This window comes from Hydrogenophaga sp. FG152 (genome assembly GCF_057809615.1).
In genome coordinates, this window is record NZ_JBMDKH010000015.1 from 140218 (window position 1) to 163730 (window position 23513).

A 23513-nucleotide genomic window follows, 5' to 3' on the forward strand; every position below is an offset into this window, starting at 1 on the left:
AGGAGACCCATGACCACGACACGACTGCAACTCAGCGGCATCACCAAGCGATATCCGGGCGTGGTGGCCAACAGCGGCGTCTCGCTCACCGTGCAGCCCGGCGAGGTGCACGCCGTGCTGGGCGAGAACGGCGCCGGCAAGTCCACGCTGATGAAGATCATCTACGGCTCGGTGAAACCCGACGAGGGCACGGTGATGTTCAACGGCCGGCCGGTGCACATCCGCAACCCGCAGGAGGCGCGCGCCCTGGGCATCAGCATGGTGTTCCAGCACTTCAGCCTGTTCGACACGCTCACCGTGGCCGAGAACGTCTGGCTCGGCCTGGACAAATCGCTCACGCTGCCGGAGGTGAGCGCGAGCATCACCGCCAAGGCCACCGAGTACGGGCTGGACATCGACCCCTCGCGCCCGGTGCACACGCTTTCGGTGGGCGAGATGCAGCGGGTGGAGATCATCCGCGCGCTGCTGACCAACCCGCAGCTGCTGATCCTGGACGAGCCGACCTCGGTGCTCACGCCGCAGGCGGTGGAAAAGCTCTTCGTGGTGCTGCGCAAGCTCGCGGCCGAGGGCTGCAGCATCCTCTACATCAGCCACAAGCTGCACGAGATCCGCGAGCTGTGCACGGCCTGCACGGTGCTGCGCGGCGGCCAGGTCACGGGCGTGTGCGACCCGCGCCAGGAAAGCAATGCCTCGCTCTCGCGCCTGATGATCGGCGCCGAACCACCTGCGCTGGAGGTGCGCGAGCTGCACGCCGGCGCGGCGGTGCTGGAGGTGAAGGGCCTCACGCTGCAGAGCGACGACCCCTTCGGCACGCACCTGGCCGACATCGCGCTCACGGTGCGCGCGGGCGAGGTGGTGGGCATCGCGGGTGTGTCGGGCAACGGCCAGAGCGAGCTGCTGTACGCGCTCTCGGGCGAAGACCGGCGCGCGCCGGCCGGCAGCATCCGCCTGGGCGGGCAGGACGTGTCGCACGCCGGCCCGGCCCGGCGGCGCGCCCAGGGCCAGCACTTCGTGCCCGAGGAGCGCCTGGGCCGGGGCGCCGTGCCCACGCTCTCGCTGTCGCACAACCTGCTGCTCTCGCGCACGGACGCGCTCGGCTCGGGCGGCTGGATCCGCGTGGGCGCGCTCAAGGCGCAGGCGGCCGACATCATCGCGCGCTACAAGGTCAAGGCCAATGGGCCGGACGCGGCGGCCAAGTCGCTCTCGGGCGGCAACCTGCAGAAGTTCATCGTCGGCCGCGAGATCGAGGCCAGGCCCAAGCTGCTGATCGTGAGCCAGCCCACCTGGGGCGTGGACGTGGGCGCGTCCGCGCAGATCCGCGGCGAGATCCTCAAGCTGCGCGACGCGGGCTGCGCGGTGCTGGTGGTGAGCGAAGAGCTCGACGAGCTGTTCGAGATCAGCGACCGCCTGCACGTGATCGCCAAGGGGCGCCTCTCGCCCAGCCTGGACCGGGCCGACGCCACCATCGAGCGCATCGGCGAATGGATGTCCGGTCTCTGGGACACCGCCGCCACCCACCACAAGAAAGAGGAGACCGCCCATGCTGCGGCTTGAAGTCCGTCCCCAACCCTCGGCGCGCTGGGGCTACGCCTCGCCGCTGCTGGCCCTGCTGATCACCGTGGTGATCGGCGTCATCCTGTTCGCCGTGCTGGGCAAGGACCCGGTGCGCGGCCTGCAGGTGTTCTTCTGGGAGCCGATCAAGAGCACCTACGCGCTGTCCGAGCTGATGGTGAAGGCCACGCCGCTGCTCATCATCGCGCTCGGGCTGGCGGTGTGTTTCCGCTCCAACGTGTGGAACATCGGCGCCGAGGGGCAGTACATCATCGGCGCGATCTTCGCGGCCGGCGTGGCGCTCACAGCCGACAAGAGCACCGGCGCCTGGATCGTGCCCGCCGTGCTGGTGGCCGGCGTGCTGGGCGGCATGTTCTGGGCGGGCATCACCGCGCTGCTGCGCGACCGCTTCAACGCCAACGAGATCCTCGTGAGCCTGATGCTGGTCTATGTGGCGGTGCAGGTGCTCAACTTCCTGGTCTATGGCCCGTGGAAGGACCCCATGGGCTACAACTTCCCGCAGACCAAGACCTTCGAGTCGGTCACGCAGATCCCGCGCCTCATGAGCGGTTCGCGCGTCACCATCGGCCTGCTGATCGCGCTGGCCGGCGTGGCGGCGGTGTGGGTCTTCCTGTTCCGCACCTACGCGGGCTACGCCCAGCTGGTGGGCGGCCTGGCGCCCGCGGCGGCGCGCTACGCGGGCTTTTCCTCGCGCAAGGCGCTGTGGATCGCGCTGCTGACCTCGGGTGGCGCGGCCGGCCTGGCCGGCGCGCTGGAGGTGGCCGGCCCGATCGGCCAGCTCACGCCCTATGTGCCGGCGGGCTACGGCTTCGCGGCCATCATCGTCGCCTTCGTGGGGCGGCTGCACCCGGTGGGCATCGTGTTCTCGGCCATCCTCATGAGCATGTTCTACATCGGCGGCGAGCTCGCGCAGTCGCGCCTGGGCCTGCCCAAGTCCATCACCGGCGTGTTCCAGGGCCTGCTGCTCTTTGCCTTGCTGGCCTGCGACACCCTGATCGCCTACCGCCTCGTCTGGAAAAAGCGATGACCACCCCCGTTGCTTGCTCGCTGCGCGTAGCCGCATCCCCCCTCAAGGGGGCAACGCCTGTGGCCCGGCAAAGCCGGTTCCACGGCGTTCCTGGATCGGTTGTCCGCGCCCGTGACACTGAATGGAGTATTTGATATGGAATCCACTGCTCTCCTGATCGCCGCCTCGCTCAACGCGGGCACCGTGCTGGCCATTGCCTCGCTGGGCCTGCTCATCAACGAGAAAGCCGGCATCGTCAACCTCGGCGCCGAGGGCATGATGCTGTGCGCCGCGCTGGCCGGCTTCGCCACCGTGGTCCACACCGGCAGCACCACGCTGGGCTTTGCGGCCGGCATGGCGGCCGGGGCCCTGCTCGCGGCCATCTTCGGCGGCCTGGTGATCTGGCTCAACACCAACCAGTACGCCACCGGCCTGGCGCTCAGCCTGTTCGGCGCGGGCTTCTCGGCCTTCGCCGGCACCAGCTACGTGCAGGAGAAACTGCCCGAGCAGACCCGCCACGCGATCCCGCTGCTCGGCGACATCCCGCTGATCGGCCCGGCGCTGTTCCGCCACCACCCCATGGTCTACATCTGTGTGGCGCTGGTGATCGGCCTGATCTGGTTCCTCTACCGCACGCGCGCCGGCCTCGTGCTGCGCAGCGTGGGCGAGAGCCCGGAGTCCTCGCACGCGCTGGGCTACCCGGTGCGCCGCATCCGCCTGGTGGCGGTGATGGCCGGGGGCGCGCTCTGCGGCCTGGCCGGTGCGTATGTGTCCACCGTCTACACACCGCTGTGGGTGGAGGGCATGATCGCCGGCAAGGGCTGGATCGCGCTGGCGCTGACCACCTTCGCCACCTGGCGGCCGGCCCGCGTGCTGCTGGGGGCCTACCTGTTCGGCGGCGTGACCATGCTGCAGTTCCACCTGCAAGGCATCGGCGTCAACGTGCCCAGCCAGTTCCTGACCATGATGCCCTACATCGCCACCATCGTCGTGCTGGTCCTGATCTCGCGCAACCCGACGTGGATCCGCATCAACATGCCTTCCTCGATCGGAAAACCCTTTTACCCGGGCGCATAATCTTTTCTGTTTTTTGCATAGTTTCCGCTCCACCCTTTCCCAACAAAGAGGTTATCCATGACAGACCTGAGCAAACGTTCCCTGATGAAGGTTGCCGCGCTGACCGCGCTGACCAGCGCCGTCCTGATCGGCTGCGGCAAGAAGGAAGAGGCCGCCGCGCCCGCCGCGCCTGCGCCCGCACCGGCTGTGGCCGAGGCACCGAAGGCCGCGCCGCTGAAGATCGCGTTTGCCTACGTCGGCCCGGTGGGCGACGGCGGCTGGACCTTTGCGCACGACAACGGCCGCAAGGCGCTGGAGAAGGAATTCGGCGACAAGATCGTGACCAGCTTCGTCGAGAACGTGCCTGAGAGCGCCGACGCCGAGCGCGTGATCCGCGATCTGGCCGGCCAGGGCAACAAGCTGGTGTTCGGCACCACCTTCGGCTACATGGAGCCCATGCTCAAGATCGCGCCCGACTTCAAGGACGTGAAGTTCGAGCACGCCACCGGCTACAAGACCGCCGAGAACATGCGCACCTACGACAGCCGAACCTACGAAGGCGCATACATGGCCGGCGTGATCGCGGGCGGCATGACCAAGTCCAACACCCTGGGCGTGGTGGCTTCCATCCCAATCCCCGAGGTGATCCGCAACATCAACAGCTTCACGCTGGGCGCGCAATCAGTGAACCCCAAGGTCAAGACCAAGGTGGTCTGGGTCAACGGCTGGTTCGACCCACCGAAGGAAACCGAAGCCGCCACCTCGCTGATCAACGGCGGCGCCGACATCCTGTTCCAGAACACCGACTCGTCGGCCGTGCTGCAGACCGCCGAGAAGCTGGGCAAGCGCGCCTTCGGCTGGGATTCCGACATGACCGCCTACGGCCCCAAGGCCCACCTGGGTTCGGCCGTGATCAACTGGGCGCCGTACTACATCAAGGCCACCAAGGACGTGCTGGAAGGCACCTGGTCCACCGGCGGCGTGTGGTGGGGCGTGAAGGAGGGCGCGATCGACATGGTCTCCGTCGCTGAAGACGTGCCGGCCGAAGTCAAGGCCAAGGTCGACACCGTGCGCGCCGGCCTGAAGGACGGCAGCTTCTCGATCTGGAAGGGCCCGATCCTGGGTTCCGACGGCAAGGAAGTGCTGGCCAAGGACACCGTCGCCGACGACAAGTTCCTCGGTGGCATCAAGTTCTACGTCAAGGGCGTTGAAGGCAAAGTGCCGAACTGATCCGCCTTCTGGCGTGTCCTGGAAAAGAAAGCCGCCTCCGGGCGGCTTTCTTGCTTGAGTGAGACCACGATGATCGAACGACAACTCTGGCACCCCGTGATCGCATCGAACCAGGTGCGCGACCAGCCCGTGGCGTGTTCGCTGCTCGGGCAGCCGCTGGTGCTCTGGCGCGAGCAGGCGCACGACGTCCACCGCGTGCATGCCTGGGCCGACCGCTGCCCGCACCGGGGCGCGAGGCTGTCGCTGGGCCGCGTGCTGATCGGCTTGCACGGCACCCGGCTGGAATGTCCGTACCACGGCTGGCAGTTCGGCGGCGAGGGCCGTTGCCAGCACGTGCCCGCCGCGCCCGACTTCGTGCCGCCGGCCAGCCACTGCGCCGCGGTGTTCGAGGCGCGCGAGCACCATGGCCTGGTGTGGGTGCGGCTGGAGACGCCGTCGCAAGTCCCGGCCCCGGCCCTGGCCGAGCCGCCGGTGTTTGCACCGGGCGACGACCCGGCCTGGCGCACCGTGTTGTGCGGCCCCTACGAACTCAACACCAGCGCACCGCGCCTGGTGGAAAACTTCCTGGACCTGAGCCATTTCGGCTTCGTGCACGAAGGCTGGCTGGGCGAGCGCGGCCACGCGCAGGTGCAGACCGGTGCGGTCGAAGAGGGCGAGGAGGCCTCTGACCTGGTGGTGCGCGAGGCCCGGGCCTGGCAGCCGCGCGCCTATGCCGGCGCGGACGGGGGCGCCTGGATCGCCTACCGATACGACGTGCCGCACCCCTTTGCCGCCATCCTGCGCAAGGACGCCACCGAAGGCGACCCGGTGAGCAATGCCATCGCGCTCTTCATCCGGCCCGATGGCCATGAACTCTGCACCGCCTGGTTCGTGATGGCCACGCAAGGCGACCCCTCCACCGACCAGGAGTTGGTCGCCTTCCAGGACGCGGTGTTCGCGCAGGACCGCCCGGTGGTCGAATCGCAGTCACCGCGCGCACTGCCGGTGGGCCGCACCCTCCCGGTGACCGAAGTGCACGGCCCGGCCGACCGTGTCTCCAGCGCCTACCGCCGTTATCTGAACCGCCTGGGCATCACGCTCGGCACCTGCTAGATGAAACACCCCCGCCGCGCTTCGCGCGACCCCCTGAAGGGGGCGGCAACTGCGGCCCGGCAAAGCCGGTTCCGCGTCGCCTCTGGATGGCATCATTTCGCCGGTGGCGTCTCGCGCGCCGGGTTTCAAAGAGAGTTCTGACATGACCATGACCCCCGCCCAACTCGCCGCCGCCATCCCCAAGGCCGAGCTGCACATGCACATCGAAGGCTCGCTGGAGCCCGAGCTGATCTTCGCGCTGGCCCAGCGCAACGGCCTGAGCCTGCCCTACGCCAGCGTGGACGCGCTGCGCGAGGCCTACGCCTTCACCAACCTGCAGAGCTTCCTGGACATCTACTACGCGGGCGCCAGCGTGCTGCTGCACGAGGCCGACTTCCACGACATGGCCTGGGCCTACTTCCTGCGCGCCAAGGCCGACAACGTGGCGCACGCCGAGCTCTTCTTCGATCCCCAGACCCACACAGCGCGCGGCGTGCCCATGGCCACGGTGATCCAGGGTCTGGCCAGCGCCTGCGCTCGCGCGCAAGCCGAGCTGGGCGTGAGCGCGGCGCTGATCCTGTGCTTCCTGCGCCACCTGAGCGAGGAAGACGCCTTCCAGACGCTGGAAGCCGCCCTGCCTTACCGCCAGCACTTCATCGGCGTGGGCCTGGATTCGAGCGAGGTCGGCCACCCGCCGTCCAAATTCTCGCGCGTCTTCGCGCGTTGCCGCGAGCTGGGTTTCCATGTGGTGGCGCACGCGGGCGAAGAGGGTCCGCCGGCCTACATCTGGGAAGCACTGAACGACCTGAAGACCGAGCGCATCGACCACGGCGTGCGCTCGCTGGAAGACCCGGCCCTGGTCGCCGAACTGGCGCGGCGGCGCATCCCGCTCACGGTGTGCCCGCTCTCCAACCTCAAGCTCTGCGTGGTGAACGACCTGAAGGAGCACCCGATGAAGCGCCTGCTCGACGCCGGCCTGTGCGCCACCGTCAACTCCGACGACCCGGCCTATTTCGGTGGCTACATGAACGCCAACTTCGTGCAGACCGTGGAAGCGTTGGGCCTCACGCGCGAAGACGTCGTCACCCTGGCGCGCAACAGCTTCGAGGCCAGCTTCGTGAGCGCGGCGAGGCGCGCCGAGCTCATGGCCTTGCTGGACGCTGCAGTGGCCAGTTGAGGACGGAAGGCCATGACCGGACCCCGTTTCCTGGTTGTGGCCATGCCCTCCCTGAGGGAGCGCAGGGCATTGGCGGGCGAGCTGGAAACCTCGGGGCTGAAGGCCCGGCTGAAAGGCGCGATGTTCGATCCAGCGAACTGGCACCAGTCGCTGTCGGACAGGTTCCAGGTGCCATCGGAGATCGAGCGCTTGAGGCGTGCCTGCGCGAACGTCCGCGCGCGAGCCTGCACGCTGACGTGGAACCGGATTCGCTGCGATGGGCCGCATTGGGCTTTCCGCGCGCACGGTAATCCGCCCAGCTTCATCGAGCTGGTAGAGGCGGTGAAGGCAGCCTTCGCTGGAGAAGGCCTGTTCGGATTGAAGGGGCACTCGCCGCACATCAGCATCAGCTACCGGGCGCCACCGACCCGATCCACCCACAGGATCCGTCCGATCCAGTGGACCATCGACGAAATTCTCCTGGTCAAAGGGCACCAGATGGGCGGCCACGAAGAGCACTACGGCTACGACGTGATCGACAGCTGGCGGCTGCAGCCCGCCCGGCAGCTGGATCTGTTTGATGGCCCCGGGCCCGGGTAAAATCACGCCCCAGCGAGCCCGGTGCTTCCCCGGCTCGCTTTTTCATTCACGGAAGCCATGTAGAGGAACACCATGTACAAAAACCTCGTGGCCCGGTGCGCGTGCGCACTGGCGGCTGCCAGCTTTTCATTTCCCTTTTCCACCACCGCCCAGGCACAGACACCGCCGCTCAAGGCCGCGTTCGTCTACGTGACGCCGCTGACCGAAGCCGGCTGGGTGCGCCAGCACGAGCAGGCCCGGCTCGCCGTGCAGGCCGCCCTGGGCAACAAGGTCGAGACACGCTACGTGGAGAACGTGGCCGAAGGCGCCGACGCTGAGCGCGTGATCCGCGACCTGGCGCAGCAGGGCCACCGCATCATCTTCACGCCCAGCTTCGGCTACATGGAGCCCACGCTCAAGGTGGCGCGCGACTTCCCGGACGTGAAGTTCGAGTCCATCACCGGCTACAAGACGGCACCCAACGTCGCCACCGCCAACGCGCGCTACTACGAGGGCCGCTACCTGGCCGGCGTGGCCGCCGGCCGCATGGCCACGCAGGCGGGCTACATCGCCGGGTTCCCCATTCCCGAGGTGATCCAGGGCGTCAACGCCTTCACCCTGGGCATGCGCTCGGTCAACCCGCGCGCCACCGTCAAGGTGGTGTGGCTGGGTGAGTGGTTCAACCCACCGCGCGAGCGCGACGCGGCCATGACGCTGATGAACCAGGGCGCCGAGGTGCTGGCCTTCCACACCGGCTCCACCGCCGTGATGGTGGCCGCGCAGGAGCGCGGCAGGCTCGCCGTGGCCTACCACTCCGACATGCGCCGCTTCGGGCCCGATGCGCAGATCGCCGCCGTGACCCACCTCTGGGGCGACTACTACACCCGCCGCGTGCAGGCCGTGCTGGACGGCACCTGGCAGAGCACCAGCGTCTGGGGCGGGGTGAAGGACGGCATGATCCGTGTCGACAGCTTCGGCAGCAAGGTGCCGGCCAAGGTGCGCGACGAGGTGCAGGCGCGCCAGGCCGACATGGCCGCCGGCAAGCTCGCGGTGTTCGCGGCGCGCAAGAGCGCCGTGCGCGACAACCAGGGCAAGACCGTCATTGAGCCCGGCAAGGCACTGGACGACGGGCAGATTCTCGGCATGAACTGGCTGGTGGAAGGCGTGCAGGGCTCGGTGGAGCGCTGAGCCCCGCTGGGGGGTATGGGCCTTATCGGGGGCGCGATATGCCCCCAGCCGCCCAAGGCGTTAAGCTGCGCGGCATGAACGCCTACCGTGCCGCCCTCCTGCGTTTCGACGACCAGCAACGCCCCATTTACGACGCCGATGGCCTCCTGGTCATCGGCCCCGATGCCCAGGGCCGGCGCGTGGTGCGCGCAGCGGGCGACCATGCTGCGCTGATCGGCAACTACCCCGGCGTGTCGGTGGAAGACCTGAGCGGCCAGCTGATCGCGCCCGGCTTCATCGACATGCACGTGCACTACCCGCAGACGGACGTGATCGGCGCGCCCGCTGCAGGCTTGCTGCCCTGGCTGGAGAACTACACCTTTCCGCACGAGTCGCGCTTTCACGAGCGGGAGCACGCGCGCGAGGTGGCGGCCTTCTTTCTGGACGAACTCTCTCGCAACGGCGTGACCACCGCGCTCACTTTCGCGACCTCGCACCCGGCCTCGGTGGACGCCATGTTCGAGGCCGCGCGTGCACGCGGCCTGCGCTTCATCACCGGCAAGGTGCTGCAGGACCGCCACAGCCCCGACGGCGTGCGGGACCAGACCGAACAAAGCCTGATCGACACCGAGGCGCTGATCCAGCGCTGGCACGGTGTGGACCGCCTGGGCTACGCGATCACACCGCGCTTCGCCCCCACCAGCACGCCCGAGCAACTGCGCGGCGCGGGCGAGCTGGCGGCGAAGTACGGCGACGTGTGGGTCCAGTCGCACGTGGCGGAAAACCGCGACGAGGTGCGCTGGGCGGCCGAGCTGTTCCCGAAGTCGCGCAGCTACCTGGGTGTGTACGGCGACTTCGGCCTGCTGCGCCAGCGCGCGGTGTACGCCCACTGCATCCACCTCGACCAGGCCGATCGCGAGCTGATGGCCACCACCGGCACCACCGCCGCCGTGAGCCCGACCAGCAACCAGTTCCTCGGTAGCGGCTTCTTCGACTACCTGGCCGCCGACGCGGCGGGCATGGGCTACGGTTTGGCGAGCGATGTGGGCGGTGGCACCAGCTTCTCGCCGTTCCGCACCATGCTCGCGGCCTACTGCGTGGGTCGTGAGGGCCAGACCAAGCCAGGCCTGAGCCTCACCCCGGGGCAGTTGTGGTGGCAGCACACGGCGGGCGCCGCGCGCGCGCTGGGTCTGGAAGGCGTGGTGGGCAACCTGCAGCCCGGCCATGAAGCGGACTTCGTGGTGCTCGATCCGCAGGCCACGCCCTTGCTGGCGCGCAAGACCTCGCAGGCGAACAGCCTGGACGAGCTGCTGTTTGCGCTGATCGTGCTGGGGGACGATCGGGTGGTGGCGCGCACGGTCATCGCTGGCGGCTGATCTCGAGCGTGGCTTGGGCGTGTCGTTTTTTCGCCTATTTCTCGACCTAGGGAATGTCCCAGTCTTCGGGTTCCAATGATCTGAATTTGGAAACGAAACGACGTCATTTGGGATTCAAGTGCACTTTGTTCGGGGCCGCCCACTGCCCGAGGGGGTTCTGGGCTGTTGTGGTGAACAGAACACCCCCTTAGCATCGCCCTGCCAATTTTTTGGGAGGTGCGATTTGAGCTCACTGGCCGCTGGTTTGTTCGCGAGGTACCGCTCGCATCACGACATGAACAGGTCGTTCCTGGTGTGGATGGGGGCTGTGGGGAGCCTGGCCTTCCCGCTCTTCTATCTGCTGCGTTTCACGGGGCAACTCCCGCCGCGCTACGACAATCTGGCGCTCAGGGCGATCGCCACCCTGTTGTGCCTGGCGCTGGCGCTGCGCCCGTGGTGGCCCGCGAAGGCCAAGCCGTTCTACCTCGCGCATGCCTACTTCACGTCGGTCTACTGCCTGGCGTTTCTGCTCACGTTCACGGCCCTGAAGAATCAGGGCGACAGCTTTTCTTTCGTGAACATGGTGATCGGCGTGGTGTGTGTCATTCTGGTCGCCGACTGGCGCAATGCCGTGGTGATGCTGGTCGCTGGATACGCCCTTGGGGCGCTCGCGTTCTGGGCATCACACCCCGGCACCGCGTTCACGCCGGACATCTGGATCTGGCTGCCTGCGCCGACGCTGCTTTTTGTGGCCGGTACCTTGTCCCATTTCGAAAGAAGACAGGCCGAGCGGGCGCACCATCGCCTGTACATGAGCCTCGCGGGTTCCATCGCGCACGAGATGCGCGGGCCGATGCAGAAGATCCAGGGTGTCTTCGACACTCTGGAGCGCGACTTCCTGCGCCTGGGGCCATCCCAGTCCTCGGTGTCCCACACGCGCGAGCAGGTCATGGCGATGGTGCGGGTGATGAACGAGGGCCGCAACGCGATCAAGCTGGGTCTGCAGTCGATCACGGTGACGCTGCAGCAGCTCAAGAGCAGGGCTTTCGATGCCTCGGGTTTCACCTACCTTTCGGCGGCGGTGTGCACCGAGCGCGCGGTGAGCGACTTCGGTTACGGGAGCGAGGCGCAGCGCGAGCGGGTGCGCCTGGCGGAGGTGACCGACTTCACGTTCAAGGGCGATGCAACCCTCCTGACGCTGATCCTGTTCAACCTCATCAAGAACGCGCTGTATTACATGCCGGCCTGTCCCGACGCCACGGTGACGGTCACCGTGGATGCGCGGCGCATCACGGTGACCGACACAGGGCCCGGCATCGCGCCGGAAAAGATGGAGCACCTGTTCGATGACTTCCAGACCTCCGGCAAGGTCGATGGCACGGGCCTGGGGCTGGCGTTTTGCCGGCGCGCCATGCGCGCCCTCGGCGGGGAGATCACCTGCACATCGCGTTTGGGCGAGTTCACGGTGTTCACGCTGTCGTTTCCGGCGGTGGCGCAGGCGGAGGTCCGGGCCCAGACTGCTGAAGCCATGCGGCATGCCGCGCGGCTGCTGCGCGGCGCCCGCGTGCTGCTGGTGGATGACGATCCGATCCGGCGCCGCGCCACCCTGGCCCAACTCCTGGCGCTGGTGGGCAGCAGCAGCATCGACGAGGCCGGCAACGGCGCTCAGGCGCTGGAGCTGCTTCGCCTGGCATCGGATGTGCCCTATGACCTCGTCGTGATAGACCTTCACATGCCGGGTCTCGATGGTTGTGACACCGTGCGCCAGATCCGCCTGGGGGCGGCCGCCGGGCATGAACAGGTGCCGGTGCTGGCGCGCAGTGTCCGGCCGGCGGACGAGGCCCGCGCGCAAGCCCGCGAAGCGGGCATGGACGGGTTCCTGAGCGCGCCTTGCACCCTGCCTGAGATGGCCGGGGCGATCGTGAGCCTGCTCAAGGACCAGCCCTTGCGCCACAGCGCCAAGGACGCGGCGCCATTCATGGGCAGCTCCGTGCTGCTGGCGGAGGACAACGTGGTGAGCCGCGCCGTCGTCAAAGGCTACCTGAAGGACATGGGGTTGGAGGTGGTGGAGGCGCAGCAGGGGCAGGACGTCCTGCAGTTCCTCAAGGCGGGCGTGCGGCCAGCCGTGATCCTGATGGACGTGGAGATACCCGTGCTCGGCGGCATGGAGACGACGCGGCAGCTGCGCGCGATGGCCGATGGCGTGCGCAACATTCCCGTGGTGGCGCTCACCGGGCATGCCTCGCAGGAGCACAGGCAGGCGGCGCGGGACGCGGGCATGGACGGCTTTCTCATCAAGCCCGTGAACGTGGTGGCCTTGCGCGGGGAGCTGGCCCGCCTGATTGGCGAGCGTCCGGTGGGTGAGGCCCAGGCGGCGGCGCCGTCGCCCGCGCGCCTGGCGGGGGCGACCATCGATGGGCCCTTGCTGGATGACGAACGTGTCGAGCAGCTCAAGAGCATGAACATCATGGTGAACCTGCTGCCCGATGGCCTGGCCCAGGCCCGGGGGCACATTGCCGATCTGGAGGCTGCCGAGCGGCGCAACGACCTCAAAAGCGCACGCCAGGCGCTGCATTCGCTGGCCGGCCTGAGTGGCGAGATGGGGGCTCACGCCATGTCCGAGACCGCGAAGCAGCATTCGCGCGTGGTCGAGAGCAACGCCTGGCCGTTCGAGCCGAACTGGCTGGCGCGGTTCAACACGCTCTTCCTCGAATCCGAACAGGCCTTGCTCACGAGCTTTGCCCTGCGCAAGACCTCACCCTCCTAGGCGGTTGAAGCGGCGGCGCGGGTTCAGTTGTAGGTCAGTGCCCGCGCCTTGCCCCAGAACACGCGGTACATGTAGATGGTGTAGATGATGATCACCGGCAGCGTGATGGCCACGCCGATGAAGATGACGGTGAGCGAGCCGGTGGACACGGCCGCCTGCCACACGTTCATGCGGCCGATCACGATGTCGGGGAAGATGCTGTATGCCAGGCCGAAGAAGGCCAGCACGAAGATCAGCACGGTGGCCGCGAACACCACCCAGCCATAACCCGCCTTCACCACATTGGGGTGCGTGACCACCCAGCGCACCGCGAAGAAGGCGATCGCGCAGCTCAGGGGGATCGGCATCAGACCGAACACCTCGGGCACGCTGAACCACTTCGCCACCACGCCAGGGTTCACCAGCGGTGTGGCCACCGAGATCGCCACCAGCGCGAAACCCATGGGCCACAGCACGCGGGCCGCCCAGCGCACCGCGTGGGTCTGCAGCTCGCCTTCGGTCTTCATGATCAGCCAGCCCGCGCCGAGCAGGATGTAGGCCGCCGGCAGCGTGAGCGCGATGCCCAGGCTGAATGCCAGGCCCAGCCAGCCCTGGTCGAAGCCTGTGATGTAGCTGCCCAGCATCCAGCCCTGCGAGGCACTGGCGAGCAGCGAGCCGACGAAGAAGGCGCGGTTCCAGAACGGCACGTATTTCGTGGGCGCCTTCACACGGAAGTCGAACGCCACGCCGCGCAGGATCAGCCCGATCAGCATCACCGCCACCGGCAGGTAGAGCGCCTGCAGCACCAGCCCGTGGGCCATCGGAAAGGCCACCAGCAGCACGCCGACACCGAGCACCAACCAGGTTTCGTTGGCGTCCCAGAACGGGCCGATGCTGGAGATCATGGTGTCCTTCTGCTCCTTGCTCTCGGCCAGGGGCAGCAGCAGGCCCACGCCGAGGTCGTAGCCGTCGAGGATCACGTAGGCCAGCAGGGCCAGGCCCATCACGGCCAGGAAGATGAGAGGGAGCACTTCGGCCCAGGTGGTCATGTTCATGGGGTGTTCTCCGTTCGGTCAGACGCCGGCCTTGCCGAGTTCGGCGCCGTGGGGTGCTTCGGGGGCATGTTTGAACGGGTGTTCGGCCATGTACTTGAGCACGCCGACGTAGGTGATGAGCAGGAGGCCATACACGATGAGGTAGGCCGTGAGCGTGGCCGCGATCATGGGCGAGGGGGTGTTGGTGACCAGGTCGGCGGTGCGCAGGTGGCCGTAGACCAGGAAGGGCTGGCGGCCGATCTCGGTGACGTACCAGCCCGACAGCGTGGCCAGCCAGCCCGAGAAGGTCATGCCCGCCAGCACGTACAGCGCGGGTTTGGGCAGGTCCAGCGAGCCCTGCGCCTGGCGGCGCCGGCGCCAGAGCATCCAGGCCGAGGCCCAGGCCACGACCAGCATCAGCGTGCCCACGCCGACCATCACGCGAAAGGCCCAGAAGATCGGCGCCACCGGTGGGTGGGCGTTCGGGAATTCGTTGAGGCCCTTGAGTTCGGCGTCGGCGTCGTGCGCCAGGATGAGGCTCGCCATCTTGGGAATTTTCACCGCGTAGTGCGTGGTGCCGGCGGCCTCGTCGGGAATGCCGAACAGCGTGAGCGGCGCGCTCTTCTCGGTGTGCCAGATGCCCTCGAGCGCCGCGATCTTGGCGGGCTGGTGCTCCAGGGTATTCAGCCCGTGCATGTCGCCGGCCAGGAACTGCAGTGGCATGGCCACCGAGGCGGCGATGATGGCCGTGCGCAAGGCCTTGTGCGTGCCGCCGGTGGCGCTGCCCTTGATGAGCTGCCAGGCGCAGAGGCCGGCGATGAGGAACGAGGCCGTGAGCGCCGAGGCCAGCAGCTTGTGCGCCAGGCGGTAGGGGAAGGAGGGGTTGAATACCACGGCGAACCAGTCGACCGCGACGAACTTGCCGTCCACGATCTCGAAGCCCGCGGGCGTCTGCATCCACGAGTTCAGGCTCAGGATCCAGAACGCCGACATGGTGGTGCCGAAGGCCACCAGGAAGGTGGCGGCCAGGTGCACGCGCTCGCTCACGCGGCCCCGGCCGAACAGCATGATGCCCAGGAAGCTGGCCTCCAGGAAGAAGGCGGTCAGCACCTCGTAGCCCAGCAGCGGGCCTGCGATGTTGCCGGCCCGTTCCATGAAGCCGGGCCAGTTGGTGCCGAACTGGAAGCTCATCACGATGCCGGAGACCACGCCGAGCGCGAAGCTCAGCGCGAACACCTTGGTCCAGAAGTAGTAGGCCTCTTCCCAAGCCGGGTCGCGCGTCTTGATATGGCGGATGCGGAAGTACAGCAGGAACCAGCCCATCGCGATCGTGATGGTCGGGAACAGGATGTGAAAGCTGATGTTCGCCGCGAACTGGATGCGCGAGAGGAGCAGGGCGTCCATGGGGGTTCTCCGTGGGGTTCTTGTCTGGTGGGGGTCAGGCGGCGTCGGGCAATTTTTCCGGGCGCGCGCTGCGGCCCGCCGCCTTGCCCGTCAGGCGGTCCTTGAGTTCGAGCACGCGCGTGACGGTTGCACCCATGCCCATCAGCTGCATCGCGGTTTCGGGGGCCAGCTTCTGCACGTCGTCGAACCAGGTCATGAGGCGGTCGATCAGGTCGTGCATCTCGCGCATGCGGGCCTGCGCGTGGCGCTCGGCGTCGGTCTTGGGCGTTTCCAGCAGTGCGGTGCGCAGCATCGAAAGGGTGGGTTCCACTTCGCGGCGGCGGCGCTCCTCGGCCAGCACGCGGAAGATCTCCCACACATCGGCCGGCGCCTCGAAGTACTCGCGCCGGTCGCCCGGCTGGTGGCGCAGGCGCACCAGCCGCCAGGCCTGCAATTCCTTCAGACCCATGCTGACGTTCGAGCGCGAGAACTCCAGCGTCTCGGCGATCTCGTCGGCGTTGAGCGCGTTGGGTGAAATGAAGAGCAGGGCGTAGATCTGCCCCACGGTGCGGTTGATGCCCCAGCGGCTGCCCATTTCTCCAAAGTGGGCAACGAACTCGCGGTTGAGGGGGGGGAGGTGGTCTTGCAGTGGCATGCCCGGAAATGTAGCTGTTTCGACCTGAATTTTCAGTAATTACTGAAATTCCGGTAATTTCCTGGGGACTCTCCGCAGTCCGGGACCGGTGGGCGCGCCACCTACAATCGCGCCCCATGAGCATCAAAAGCGACAAATGGATCCGCCGCATGGCCGAACAACACGGCCTGATCGAACCGTTCGAGCCCAACCAGGTGCGGGCGGTGGATGGCAAGAAGGTGATCAGCTACGGCACGTCGAGCTACGGCTACGACATCCGTTGCGCGCCGGAATTCAAGGTGTTCACCAACATCCACAGCACCGTGGTGGACCCGAAGAATTTCGACGAGAACAGCTTCGTGGACATCAACAAGGACGTCTGCGTGATCCCGCCCAACAGCTTTGCGCTGGCGCGCACGGTGGAGTACTTCCGCATCCCGCGCAACGTGCTCACCATCTGCCTGGGCAAGAGCACCTACGCGCGCTGCGGCATCATCGTCAACGTCACGCCCTTCGAGCCCGAGTGGGAGGGCTATGTGACGCTGGAGTTCAGCAACACCACGCCACTGCCAGCGAAGATCTACGCGGGCGAGGGCTGCGCCCAGGTGCTGTTCTTCGAGAGCGACGAGGTCTGCGAGACCTCCTACAAGGACCGGGGCGGCAAGTACCAGGGCCAGGTCGGCGTGACCTTGCCCAAAGCTTGACGGTTCGTGCGCCTTGACCCAGGTCAAGGCGGCCGGGCAACCCGGCCGATAGCATGCCGGGCATGTCACGCAACCCGCCCGGTTTCTCCTCTCCCGCCCCCATCCCCGCTGGCCAGCCGCTGCCGCACCGCAAGGTGATCCGCGGCTGGCTCGCCCCGCTCGTCGAGCGGCGGACCGCGCACGCGATCGCGCTGCTGGTGTTCGACTGGGTGGTCTTCGCCGCGCTCATGGCCGGCACCGTGTGGTTCGCTGCGGTGTGGGCCAAGCTGCTGTGCGGCCTGGCGGCGGGCTTCATGATCGGGCGGCTGTTCATCATCGGCCACGACGCCTGCCACCAGAGCTACACGCCGCACCGGGGGCTGAACCGCGTGCTGGGCCGCATCGCCATGCTGCCCTCGCTCACGCCCTACAGCCTGTGGGAAGTGGGGCACAACGTGGTGCACCACGGCTACACCAACCTCAAGGGCGTGGACTTCGTGTGGGCGCCGCTCACGCGCGAGGAGTTCGCCGCGCTCTCGCCGATGCGCCGCGCCCTGGAGCGCGCGTACCGCAGCGGCTTCGGTCCGGCGCTGTACTACCTGGTGGAGATGTGGTGGCACCGCATGTTCTTCCCGCGCAAGACCTACCTGGGCACGCGGCGCGCCGAGTTCGTGTGGGACGGCGTGTTCGTCAGCGCCTGCGCGCTGGCCTGGATCGGCGGCCTGGTGGCCGCCGCCTCGGCCACGGGCCAGTCGGTCTGGCTGCTGCTGGCCACGGGCTTTGCCGTGCCCTTTCTGTTCTGGAACGCCATGATCGGTTTCGTGGTCTACGTGCACCACACGCACACGGCGGTGCAGTGGCACGACGACAAGGCCGCCTGGGGCCGCGCGGCGCCCTTTGTCTCGACCACGGTGCACCTCACCTTCCCTTTGCGCATCGGCGCACTGCTGCACCACATCATGGAGCACACCGCGCACCATGTGGACATGAGCATCCCCCTCTACCAGCTCGAGGGCGTGCAGCGCCTGTTGGAGGATGCGCTGCCGGGCCGCGTCATCGTGCAGCGCTTCTCGTGGCGCTGGTACTTCGACACCGCGCGCCGCTGCAAGCTCTACGACTTCGGCCGGCGCTGCTGGACCGACTTCCAGGGCCGCCCCACCAGCGCCAGCGCACCCGCCGTCGCCTGAGTCCGGCGGGGCCATGCCCGCTTCATAATGGGATACCCGCACCCGTACCGAGGTCGCCGAGGAGCCATGCCATGAAGTGGGAAAACAACCGCCAGTCCGATCAGATCGAAGACCGCCGCGCCGACCCCGGCGGCGGCGGGCTCGGCGGCCTGGGCGGCGGCCGGCGCGTGGGCGGGCGCGGCATCGGCCTGGGCACCATCGCGGTCGCGCTGGTCGCGGGCTGGATCTTCGGCATCAACCCCATGACCATCCTCGGCGTGCTCGGCGGCGTGGGCGATGGCGCACCCACGGCCCAGGTGGAGACCACCCAGGGCCCGACACAGGCGCCCACCGACGACATGGGCAAGTTCGTGGCCGCCGTGCTCGGCGGCACGGAGGACGTGTGGGGCCAGGTGTTCCAGCAAGCCGGCGCGCAGTACCAGAAACCGCGCCTCGTGCTGTTCCGGGGCGCCACGCCCACGGCCTGCGGCACCGGCCAGTCGGCCATGGGCCCGTTCTACTGCCCGGGCGATCAGAAGGTCTACATCGACCTGAGCTTCTACGACACCCTGCGCCGCCAGCTCGGCGCACCGGGCGACTTTGCCCAAGCCTACGTGATCGCGCACGAGGTCGGCCACCACGTGCAGAACCTCATGGGCATCACCGACCAGATGGAACAGGCGCGCCGGCGCGTGGGCGAGCGCGAGTACAACGCGCTGTCGGTGCGGCTGGAGCTGCAGGCCGATTGTTTTGCCGGCATCTGGGCCCACCACAACCACAAGAACAAGGCGATCCTGGAGCCGGGCGATGTGGAGGAGGCGCTGAACGCCGCCGCCGCGATCGGCGACGACGCCTTGCAGCGCAAGAGCCAGGGACAGGTGGTGCCCGACAGCTTCACCCACGGCACCAGCGCGCAGCGCCAGCGCTGGTTCAACACGGGGCTGCAAAGCGGCAGCGTGCAGTCCTGCGACACCTTCAAAGCGGGCAGCGTCTGAGGCCTGCCAGAGGCGGCCGGCCCGGATTTGGGCGAAAAACGGTCAAAGTGCGACAATACAGGGCTAACCAGCCGTTCGCCGGGCCGCCCCAAGAACGGATGCACCCCCTCGGGGGGCCTGGCTCGGCCAGGGCTGGGGGCCCCCAAACTTACCGCCAATGACCCAATCCTTCTCCGAACTCTCCCTCTCGCCCGCCATTGAGCGAGCCGTGGCCGAAATGGGCTACGCGACCATGACGCCGATCCAGGCGCAGGCGATTCCGGTGGTGCTGCAAGGCCGTGACGTGATGGGCGCTGCCCAGACCGGCACCGGCAAGACCGCCGCGTTCACGCTGCCGCTGCTGCAGCGCATGCTCAAGCACGAGAACGCCTCCACCTCGCCCGCGCGCCACCCGGTGCGCGCCCTGGTGCTGCTGCCCACGCGCGAGCTGGCCGACCAGGTGGCCGAGCAGGTCAAGCTGTACGCCAAGTACACCAACCTGCGCAGCACGGTGGTGTTCGGCGGCATGGACATGAAGCCGCAGACGGCCGAGCTCAAGAAGGGCGTCGAGGTGCTGGTGGCCACGCCCGGGCGCCTGCTGGACCACATCGAGGCCAAGAACTGCGTGCTCAACCAGGTCGAGTACGTGGTGCTCGACGAGGCCGACCGCATGCTGGACATCGGCTTCCTGCCCGACCTGCAGCGCATCCTGAGCTACCTGCCCAAGCAGCGCACCACGCTGCTGTTCTCGGCCACCTTCTCGCCCGAGATCAAGCGCCTGGCCAACAGCTACCTGCAGGACCCGGTGACCATCGAGGTGGCGCGCTCCAACGCCACGGCGTCCACCGTGGAGCAGCATTTCTACCGCGTGGAAGACGACGACAAGCGCGGCATCCTCAAGCAGATCCTGCGCGAGCGCGGCCTCAAGCAGGCCTTCGTGTTCGTCAACAGCAAGCTCGGTTGCGCGCGCCTGGCGCGTTCGCTGGAGCGCGAAGGCCTCAACACCACGGCCCTGCACGGCGACAAGAGCCAGGACGAGCGCCTCAAGGCCCTGGAAGCCTTCAAGACCGGTGCGGTGGACCTGCTGGTCTGCACCGACGTGGCCGCGCGCGGCCTGGACATCAAGGACGTGCCGGCGGTGTTCAACTTCGACATCCCGTTCAACGCCGAGGACTACGTGCACCGCATCGGCCGCACCGGCCGCGCGGGCGCTTCGGGCCTGGCGGTGTCGTTCGTGAGCGGGCGCGACACGCGCCTCATGGGCGACCTGGAAAAGCTGCTGGGCAAGAAGCTCGAACTCGAAGCGCTGGAGTTCGAGGCCGACCGCCGCCCGGCGGGCCGCTTCAACGATGGTCAGCGCGCCTGGCAGCAGCCCGAAGGGCAGGACGCCGAGCGCCGCGAGAGCCGGGCCATCCGTGAGAGCCGCGAAAGCCGCACCCCGCGCGAAGCGCGAAGCGCCTCCGACTCGCGCCCGAGCCGCGCACCGCGCGCGCCGGCCGATCCGTTGTTCGACAAGCCTTACGAACCGAGCGCCGTCAGCGAGACGCCGCCGTCGTGGGAGGTGTCGCAGCGCGCCGCCGCGCGCACGGCCTCGCCCAACATCAAGACGCGCCGCAAGGTGCCGGCCTTGTTCAAGAGCGCCCCCGCACCGGCGCCGGCTCAGGAAAGCTGAGGGCGAAGCCCTTGCCTGAGCCTGCCAGGCGGCTTTCGCCGCCACGCCTTCAGCGCTTGCCAGGCTTGCTGGCCTGCTCGCAGCGCACCGAGATCCGCTCCACCTCGCCCGGCACTTCCGTGATGCGGGCCGCGGTGAGGCAGCCGCCCCACACACAACCCGTGTCCAGCGCCTGCAGGTCGTGGCGCTGCACTGCGCCCAGCGTGGACCAGTGGCCGAACGCAATCGGCACGCCTTCGGTGCGCCGGCCCGGCACGTCGAACCAGGGCATGAAGCCCTCGGGCGCCGCGCCCGCGCTGTCCTTGGTGTCGAACTCCATCACGCCCTGCGCGGTGCAGAAGCGCAGCCGCGTGAAGGCATTGACGATCACGCGCAGGCGCGCGGCGCCGCGCAGCGAGTCGCTCCACAGCGGCGGTTCGTTGCCATACATCTCCTGCAGGAAGCCGGTCCAGTCGGCGCTGCGCAGCACGGCCTGCAGCTCGCCGGCCAGCGCCAGCGTGCCGGCCACATCCCATTGCGGCAGCACGCCCGCGTGGACCATCAGCCAGCCGTGTTCGAACAGCGCCATGGGCCGCGCGCGCAGCCAGTCGAGCAGGGCCTCGCGGTCAGGCGCGGCGAGGATGTCGCCCACCGTGTCGCTGCGGTGCGGCTTGCGCACGCCGTGCGCCGTGGCCAGCAGGTGCAGGTCGTGGTTGCCGAGCAGGCAGTGCGCCGCGCCGTCGAGCGAGATCAGCCGGCGCAGCACGGCCAGCGAGGCCGGCCCGCGGTTCACGAGGTCGCCGAGCAGGTACAGCGTGTCGCGGCTGGGTGAGAAACCGATGTCGTCGAGCAGGCGGCCGAGCGCCGCGTCGCAGCCCTGCACATCCCCGATCATGTAAAGTGCCATTGGCCGATTATGGACACCCTCCTCATTGTTTTTCTGACGCTGCTCAACGGGGCGTTCGCCATGTCCGAGCTGGCCCTGGCATCCAGCCGCAAGGCGCGGCTCACGGCCATGGCCGAGGCCGGCGACAAGGGCTCGGTCACCGCGCTCCAGCTGCTGGACAATCCCACGCAGTTTCTCTCTTCGGTGCAAGTCGGCATCACCTCCATCGGCATGCTCAACGGCATCGTGGGGGAAGCCGCGTTCAGCGACGACCTGGGCCGCCAGCTCGTGGCATGGGGCCTGACGGAAGCCACGGCGAGCGTGATGGCCACCGCGATCGTGGTGGTGGTCATCACCTTCATTACCATCGTGTTCGGCGAGCTGGTGCCCAAGCGCATCGGCCAGCTCTACCCGGAGGCCGTCTCGCGCTGGGTCTCGCGCCCCATGGCCTTCGTGGCCCAGGCCGCCAAGCCTTTCGTGTGGCTGCTCACGCACACCACGCAGTGGGTGCTCAAGCTGCTGCGCATCGACACCAACGCCGTGCAGCACGTGACCGAAGAGGAAATCAACGCCAGCCTGGAGGAAGGCGTGGACGCCGGCATCATCGAGGAGCACGAGCACCAGATGGTGCGCAACGTGTTCCTGCTCGACGACCGCCAGCTCACCTCCATCATGGTGCCGCACTCGGAGATCGAATGGCTCGACGCCGAGGACCGCATCGACGTGGCGGTGCAGAAGGCCTGGACCACCGGCCATTCCTGGTACCCGGTGTGCCGTGGTGGGCTGGAGGACGTGGTCGGTGTGATCCACCTGCCCCGCATGCTCGCACTCCAAGCCGAGGGCAACAACGAGCCCTTGATGCGCCACGTGCTGCCGGCCGTGTTCGTGCCCGAGACGCTCAGCGGCATGGAGCTGCTGGAGCAGTTCCGTGAGCGCGCGACGCGCATGGTGTTCGTGGTCGACGAATACGGCGTGGTACAGGGCCTGCTCACGCCGCTGGACATGCTGGAAGCCATCACCGGCGAGCTTTCGCCGCGCACCGCCGTGGACGCCTGGGCCACGCGGCGCGAGGACGGCGCCTGGCTGGTGGACGGCGCGATGCCCGTGGCCGAGCTGAAGTCGCGCCTGGCCATCGACGAGCTGCCCGACGAGGACAAGGGGCGCTACAACACCGTGGCCGGTCTGATGCAGACGGTGGCGGGCGACCTGCTGGGCCGGCGCGAGCACGTGGACTGCGCCGGCTGGCGCTTCGAGGTGCTGGTGCTCGACGGGCGTCGCATCGACCAGGTGCTCATCACGCGCCTGCCCGAGCCCGAGGCGCAAGTGGCGGCCGAGGTCGACGGCTGAGCCGCGCGCTCACAAGCCCCACCACGCGGGCAGCCAGCGCCGCACCTCCGGCCGGCCGAAGCGCTCGTCCATCAGCACCACCACGCCTTGGTCGTCCGGCCCGCGGATGACGCGGCCGGCCGCCTGCACCACCTTCTGCAGGCCGGGGAACAGGTAGGCGTAGTCGTAGCCCTGGCCGAAACGCGCCTGCAGCCGCGCGCGCAATTGTTCGGTCACCGGGTTGAGCTGCGGCAGGCCCAGGGTGGCGATGAAGGCGCCGATGAGGCGCTGCCCAGGCAGGTCGATGCCTTCTCCGAACGCACCACCCAGCACCGCGAAGCCGATGCCCTGGCTGTCTTCGGTGAAGCGCGCGACGAAGGCCTCGCGCTCGGGTTCGCCCATGCCGCGTGACTGCGCCCACGCCGGCAGCGCCGGGTGCGTGGCCTGCAGGCGTTGCAGCGCCTGCTGCAGGTAGTCGAAGCTGCTGAAGAAGGCGAGGTAGTTGCCGGGCCGCTGGGCGTACTGGTCGGCCATGACCTCGACCAATTGGTCGAGCGAGGCGGCGCGGTCGGCGTAGCGGGTGGAGAGGTTCGGCGTCACGCGCACCTGCAGCTGCGAGGCATCGAAGGGTGAGGGCACGGTCAGGCGCGCGGTGTCTTGCGGCAGGCCGAGCAGGTCGCCAACGTAGGCCATGGGGCTGAGCGTGGCCGAGAACAGCGTGGCGCTGTGCGCGGCCTGCCAGCGCGGCTGCAGCAGCGGCCCGGGGTCGAGGTTGCGGATGTTCAGCACCGGCTGGCGGGGGGGGGGGGCGGGGGGGGGGGGGGGGGGGGGGGGGGGC

General features: G+C 68.2%; 20 protein-coding genes. 15 read left to right on the top strand and 5 right to left on the bottom strand.

All coding sequences use genetic code 11. The annotated features are described in order from the left end of the window. Positions 1-9 precede the first annotated feature (9 nt). The 10 genes from ACODTB_RS18290 (at position 10) to ACODTB_RS18335 (ending at position 12959) form a co-directional block, all read left to right on the top strand. Entirely contained in the window at positions 10-1554 is a 1545-nt protein-coding gene (locus ACODTB_RS18290) for an ABC transporter ATP-binding protein (protein WP_291113236.1), read from the top strand. Next, positions 1541-2599: an ABC transporter permease gene (locus ACODTB_RS18295; protein ID WP_291113234.1), complete on the top strand. Its 1059-nt coding sequence runs from the start codon at positions 1541-1543 to the stop codon at positions 2597-2599. The genes ACODTB_RS18290 and ACODTB_RS18295 overlap by 14 nt, the downstream gene beginning before the upstream one ends. Positions 2600-2734: 135 nt before the next feature. Next, positions 2735-3655, top strand: coding sequence for an ABC transporter permease (locus tag ACODTB_RS18300; RefSeq protein ID WP_291113232.1), 921 nt, complete (start codon positions 2735-2737; stop codon positions 3653-3655). Between the two features lie 57 nt (positions 3656-3712). Next, complete coding sequence (locus ACODTB_RS18305; RefSeq protein WP_291113230.1) at positions 3713-4864, top strand: BMP family ABC transporter substrate-binding protein; 1152 nt, start codon at positions 3713-3715, stop codon at positions 4862-4864. A 69-nt stretch (positions 4865-4933) separates the two neighbouring features. After that, complete coding sequence (locus ACODTB_RS18310) at positions 4934-5956, top strand: Rieske 2Fe-2S domain-containing protein (RefSeq protein WP_291113228.1); 1023 nt, start codon at positions 4934-4936, stop codon at positions 5954-5956. Positions 5957-6104: 148 nt separating this feature from the next. Beyond that, positions 6105-7112, top strand: coding sequence for an adenosine deaminase (locus ACODTB_RS18315; protein ID WP_291113289.1), 1008 nt, complete (start codon positions 6105-6107; stop codon positions 7110-7112). Between the two features lie 12 nt (positions 7113-7124). Further along, entirely contained in the window at positions 7125-7691 is a 567-nt protein-coding gene (locus ACODTB_RS18320) for a 2'-5' RNA ligase family protein (RefSeq protein WP_291113226.1), read from the top strand. 72 nt (positions 7692-7763) lie between these two features. Next, on the top strand, positions 7764-8858 hold the full coding sequence (locus tag ACODTB_RS18325) for a BMP family ABC transporter substrate-binding protein (protein WP_291113224.1): 1095 nt from the start codon (positions 7764-7766) through the stop codon (positions 8856-8858). Positions 8859-8932: 74 nt separating this feature from the next. Continuing rightward, positions 8933-10213 (top strand): guanine deaminase, encoded by a 1281-nt coding sequence (guaD, locus tag ACODTB_RS18330; RefSeq protein WP_291113219.1) that lies wholly within the window; start codon positions 8933-8935, stop codon positions 10211-10213. A 274-nt stretch (positions 10214-10487) separates the two neighbouring features. After that, positions 10488-12959, top strand: coding sequence for a response regulator (locus tag ACODTB_RS18335; protein WP_488929612.1), 2472 nt, complete (start codon positions 10488-10490; stop codon positions 12957-12959). Between the two features lie 23 nt (positions 12960-12982). Here the strand turns inward: ACODTB_RS18335 and ACODTB_RS18340 are convergent, their stop codons facing one another. Genes ACODTB_RS18340 through ACODTB_RS18350 form a run of 3 tightly spaced genes read right to left on the bottom strand, consistent with a single transcriptional unit; the run spans position 12983 to position 16010 of the window. After that, positions 12983-13993 carry a cytochrome d ubiquinol oxidase subunit II gene (locus ACODTB_RS18340; protein ID WP_291113215.1) on the bottom strand — a complete coding sequence of 337 codons (1011 nt, stop codon included), beginning with the start codon at positions 13991-13993 and terminating at the stop codon, positions 12983-12985. Positions 13994-14011: 18 nt separating this feature from the next. Next, complete coding sequence (locus ACODTB_RS18345) at positions 14012-15376, bottom strand: cytochrome ubiquinol oxidase subunit I (RefSeq protein ID WP_291113213.1); 1365 nt, start codon at positions 15374-15376, stop codon at positions 14012-14014. A gap of 34 nt (positions 15377-15410) precedes the next feature. Beyond that, positions 15411-16010, bottom strand: coding sequence for a GbsR/MarR family transcriptional regulator (locus ACODTB_RS18350; RefSeq protein ID WP_291113211.1), 600 nt, complete (start codon positions 16008-16010; stop codon positions 15411-15413). A gap of 116 nt (positions 16011-16126) precedes the next feature. Between ACODTB_RS18350 and dcd the strand changes: the two genes are divergently transcribed. The 4 genes from dcd (at position 16127) to ACODTB_RS18370 (ending at position 20484) form a co-directional block, all read left to right on the top strand. Next, complete coding sequence (gene dcd / locus ACODTB_RS18355) at positions 16127-16693, top strand: dCTP deaminase (protein ID WP_291113209.1); 567 nt, start codon at positions 16127-16129, stop codon at positions 16691-16693. A 62-nt stretch (positions 16694-16755) separates the two neighbouring features. After that, positions 16756-17859 carry a fatty acid desaturase gene (locus tag ACODTB_RS18360; RefSeq protein WP_291113207.1) on the top strand — a complete coding sequence of 368 codons (1104 nt, stop codon included), beginning with the start codon at positions 16756-16758 and terminating at the stop codon, positions 17857-17859. A 71-nt stretch (positions 17860-17930) separates the two neighbouring features. Further along, positions 17931-18833 carry a KPN_02809 family neutral zinc metallopeptidase gene (gene ypfJ, locus ACODTB_RS18365; protein ID WP_291113205.1) on the top strand — a complete coding sequence of 301 codons (903 nt, stop codon included), beginning with the start codon at positions 17931-17933 and terminating at the stop codon, positions 18831-18833. 157 nt (positions 18834-18990) lie between these two features. Continuing rightward, on the top strand, positions 18991-20484 hold the full coding sequence (locus tag ACODTB_RS18370) for a DEAD/DEAH box helicase (protein ID WP_291113204.1): 1494 nt from the start codon (positions 18991-18993) through the stop codon (positions 20482-20484). Between the two features lie 49 nt (positions 20485-20533). Here the strand turns inward: ACODTB_RS18370 and ACODTB_RS18375 are convergent, their stop codons facing one another. Beyond that, entirely contained in the window at positions 20534-21370 is an 837-nt protein-coding gene (locus tag ACODTB_RS18375) for a symmetrical bis(5'-nucleosyl)-tetraphosphatase (RefSeq protein ID WP_488929613.1), read from the bottom strand. Between the two features lie 9 nt (positions 21371-21379). On the opposite strand from ACODTB_RS18375, the gene ACODTB_RS18380 reads away from it, so the two are divergent. Continuing rightward, complete coding sequence (locus ACODTB_RS18380) at positions 21380-22696, top strand: hemolysin family protein (RefSeq protein ID WP_291121287.1); 1317 nt, start codon at positions 21380-21382, stop codon at positions 22694-22696. Between the two features lie 9 nt (positions 22697-22705). On the opposite strand, the gene ACODTB_RS18385 is transcribed toward ACODTB_RS18380, so the two are convergent. Further along, positions 22706-23513: ATP-dependent DNA helicase (locus tag ACODTB_RS18385; protein WP_488929614.1), on the bottom strand; the 808-nt coding region annotated here is incomplete at its 5' end.

Excerpts from the sequence above, each read along its gene's own strand:
- guaD (WP_291113219.1), top strand. The coding sequence starts at position 8,933 with ATGAACGCCTACCGTGCCGCCCTCCTGCGTTTCGACGACCAGCAACGC.
- ACODTB_RS18320 (WP_291113226.1), top strand. The coding sequence starts at position 7,125 with ATGACCGGACCCCGTTTCCTGGTTGTGGCCATGCCCTCCCTGAGGGAG.
- ACODTB_RS18325 (WP_291113224.1), top strand. The coding sequence starts at position 7,764 with ATGTACAAAAACCTCGTGGCCCGGTGCGCGTGCGCACTGGCGGCTGCC.
- ACODTB_RS18335 (WP_488929612.1), top strand. The coding sequence starts at position 10,488 with ATGAACAGGTCGTTCCTGGTGTGGATGGGGGCTGTGGGGAGCCTGGCC.
- ACODTB_RS18350 (WP_291113211.1), bottom strand. The coding sequence starts at position 16,010 with ATGCCACTGCAAGACCACCTCCCCCCCCTCAACCGCGAGTTCGTTGCC.
- ACODTB_RS18380 (WP_291121287.1), top strand. The coding sequence starts at position 21,380 with ATGGACACCCTCCTCATTGTTTTTCTGACGCTGCTCAACGGGGCGTTC.
- ACODTB_RS18290 (WP_291113236.1), top strand. The coding sequence starts at position 10 with ATGACCACGACACGACTGCAACTCAGCGGCATCACCAAGCGATATCCG.
- ACODTB_RS18370 (WP_291113204.1), top strand. The coding sequence starts at position 18,991 with ATGACCCAATCCTTCTCCGAACTCTCCCTCTCGCCCGCCATTGAGCGA.
- ACODTB_RS18310 (WP_291113228.1), top strand. The coding sequence starts at position 4,934 with ATGATCGAACGACAACTCTGGCACCCCGTGATCGCATCGAACCAGGTG.
- ACODTB_RS18295 (WP_291113234.1), top strand. The coding sequence starts at position 1,541 with ATGCTGCGGCTTGAAGTCCGTCCCCAACCCTCGGCGCGCTGGGGCTAC.
- ypfJ (WP_291113205.1), top strand. The coding sequence starts at position 17,931 with ATGAAGTGGGAAAACAACCGCCAGTCCGATCAGATCGAAGACCGCCGC.
- ACODTB_RS18300 (WP_291113232.1), top strand. The coding sequence starts at position 2,735 with ATGGAATCCACTGCTCTCCTGATCGCCGCCTCGCTCAACGCGGGCACC.
- ACODTB_RS18315 (WP_291113289.1), top strand. The coding sequence starts at position 6,105 with ATGACCCCCGCCCAACTCGCCGCCGCCATCCCCAAGGCCGAGCTGCAC.
- dcd (WP_291113209.1), top strand. The coding sequence starts at position 16,127 with ATGAGCATCAAAAGCGACAAATGGATCCGCCGCATGGCCGAACAACAC.
- ACODTB_RS18375 (WP_488929613.1), bottom strand. The coding sequence starts at position 21,370 with ATGGCACTTTACATGATCGGGGATGTGCAGGGCTGCGACGCGGCGCTC.
- ACODTB_RS18305 (WP_291113230.1), top strand. The coding sequence starts at position 3,713 with ATGACAGACCTGAGCAAACGTTCCCTGATGAAGGTTGCCGCGCTGACC.
- ACODTB_RS18345 (WP_291113213.1), bottom strand. The coding sequence starts at position 15,376 with ATGGACGCCCTGCTCCTCTCGCGCATCCAGTTCGCGGCGAACATCAGC.
- ACODTB_RS18340 (WP_291113215.1), bottom strand. The coding sequence starts at position 13,993 with ATGAACATGACCACCTGGGCCGAAGTGCTCCCTCTCATCTTCCTGGCC.
- ACODTB_RS18360 (WP_291113207.1), top strand. The coding sequence starts at position 16,756 with ATGTCACGCAACCCGCCCGGTTTCTCCTCTCCCGCCCCCATCCCCGCT.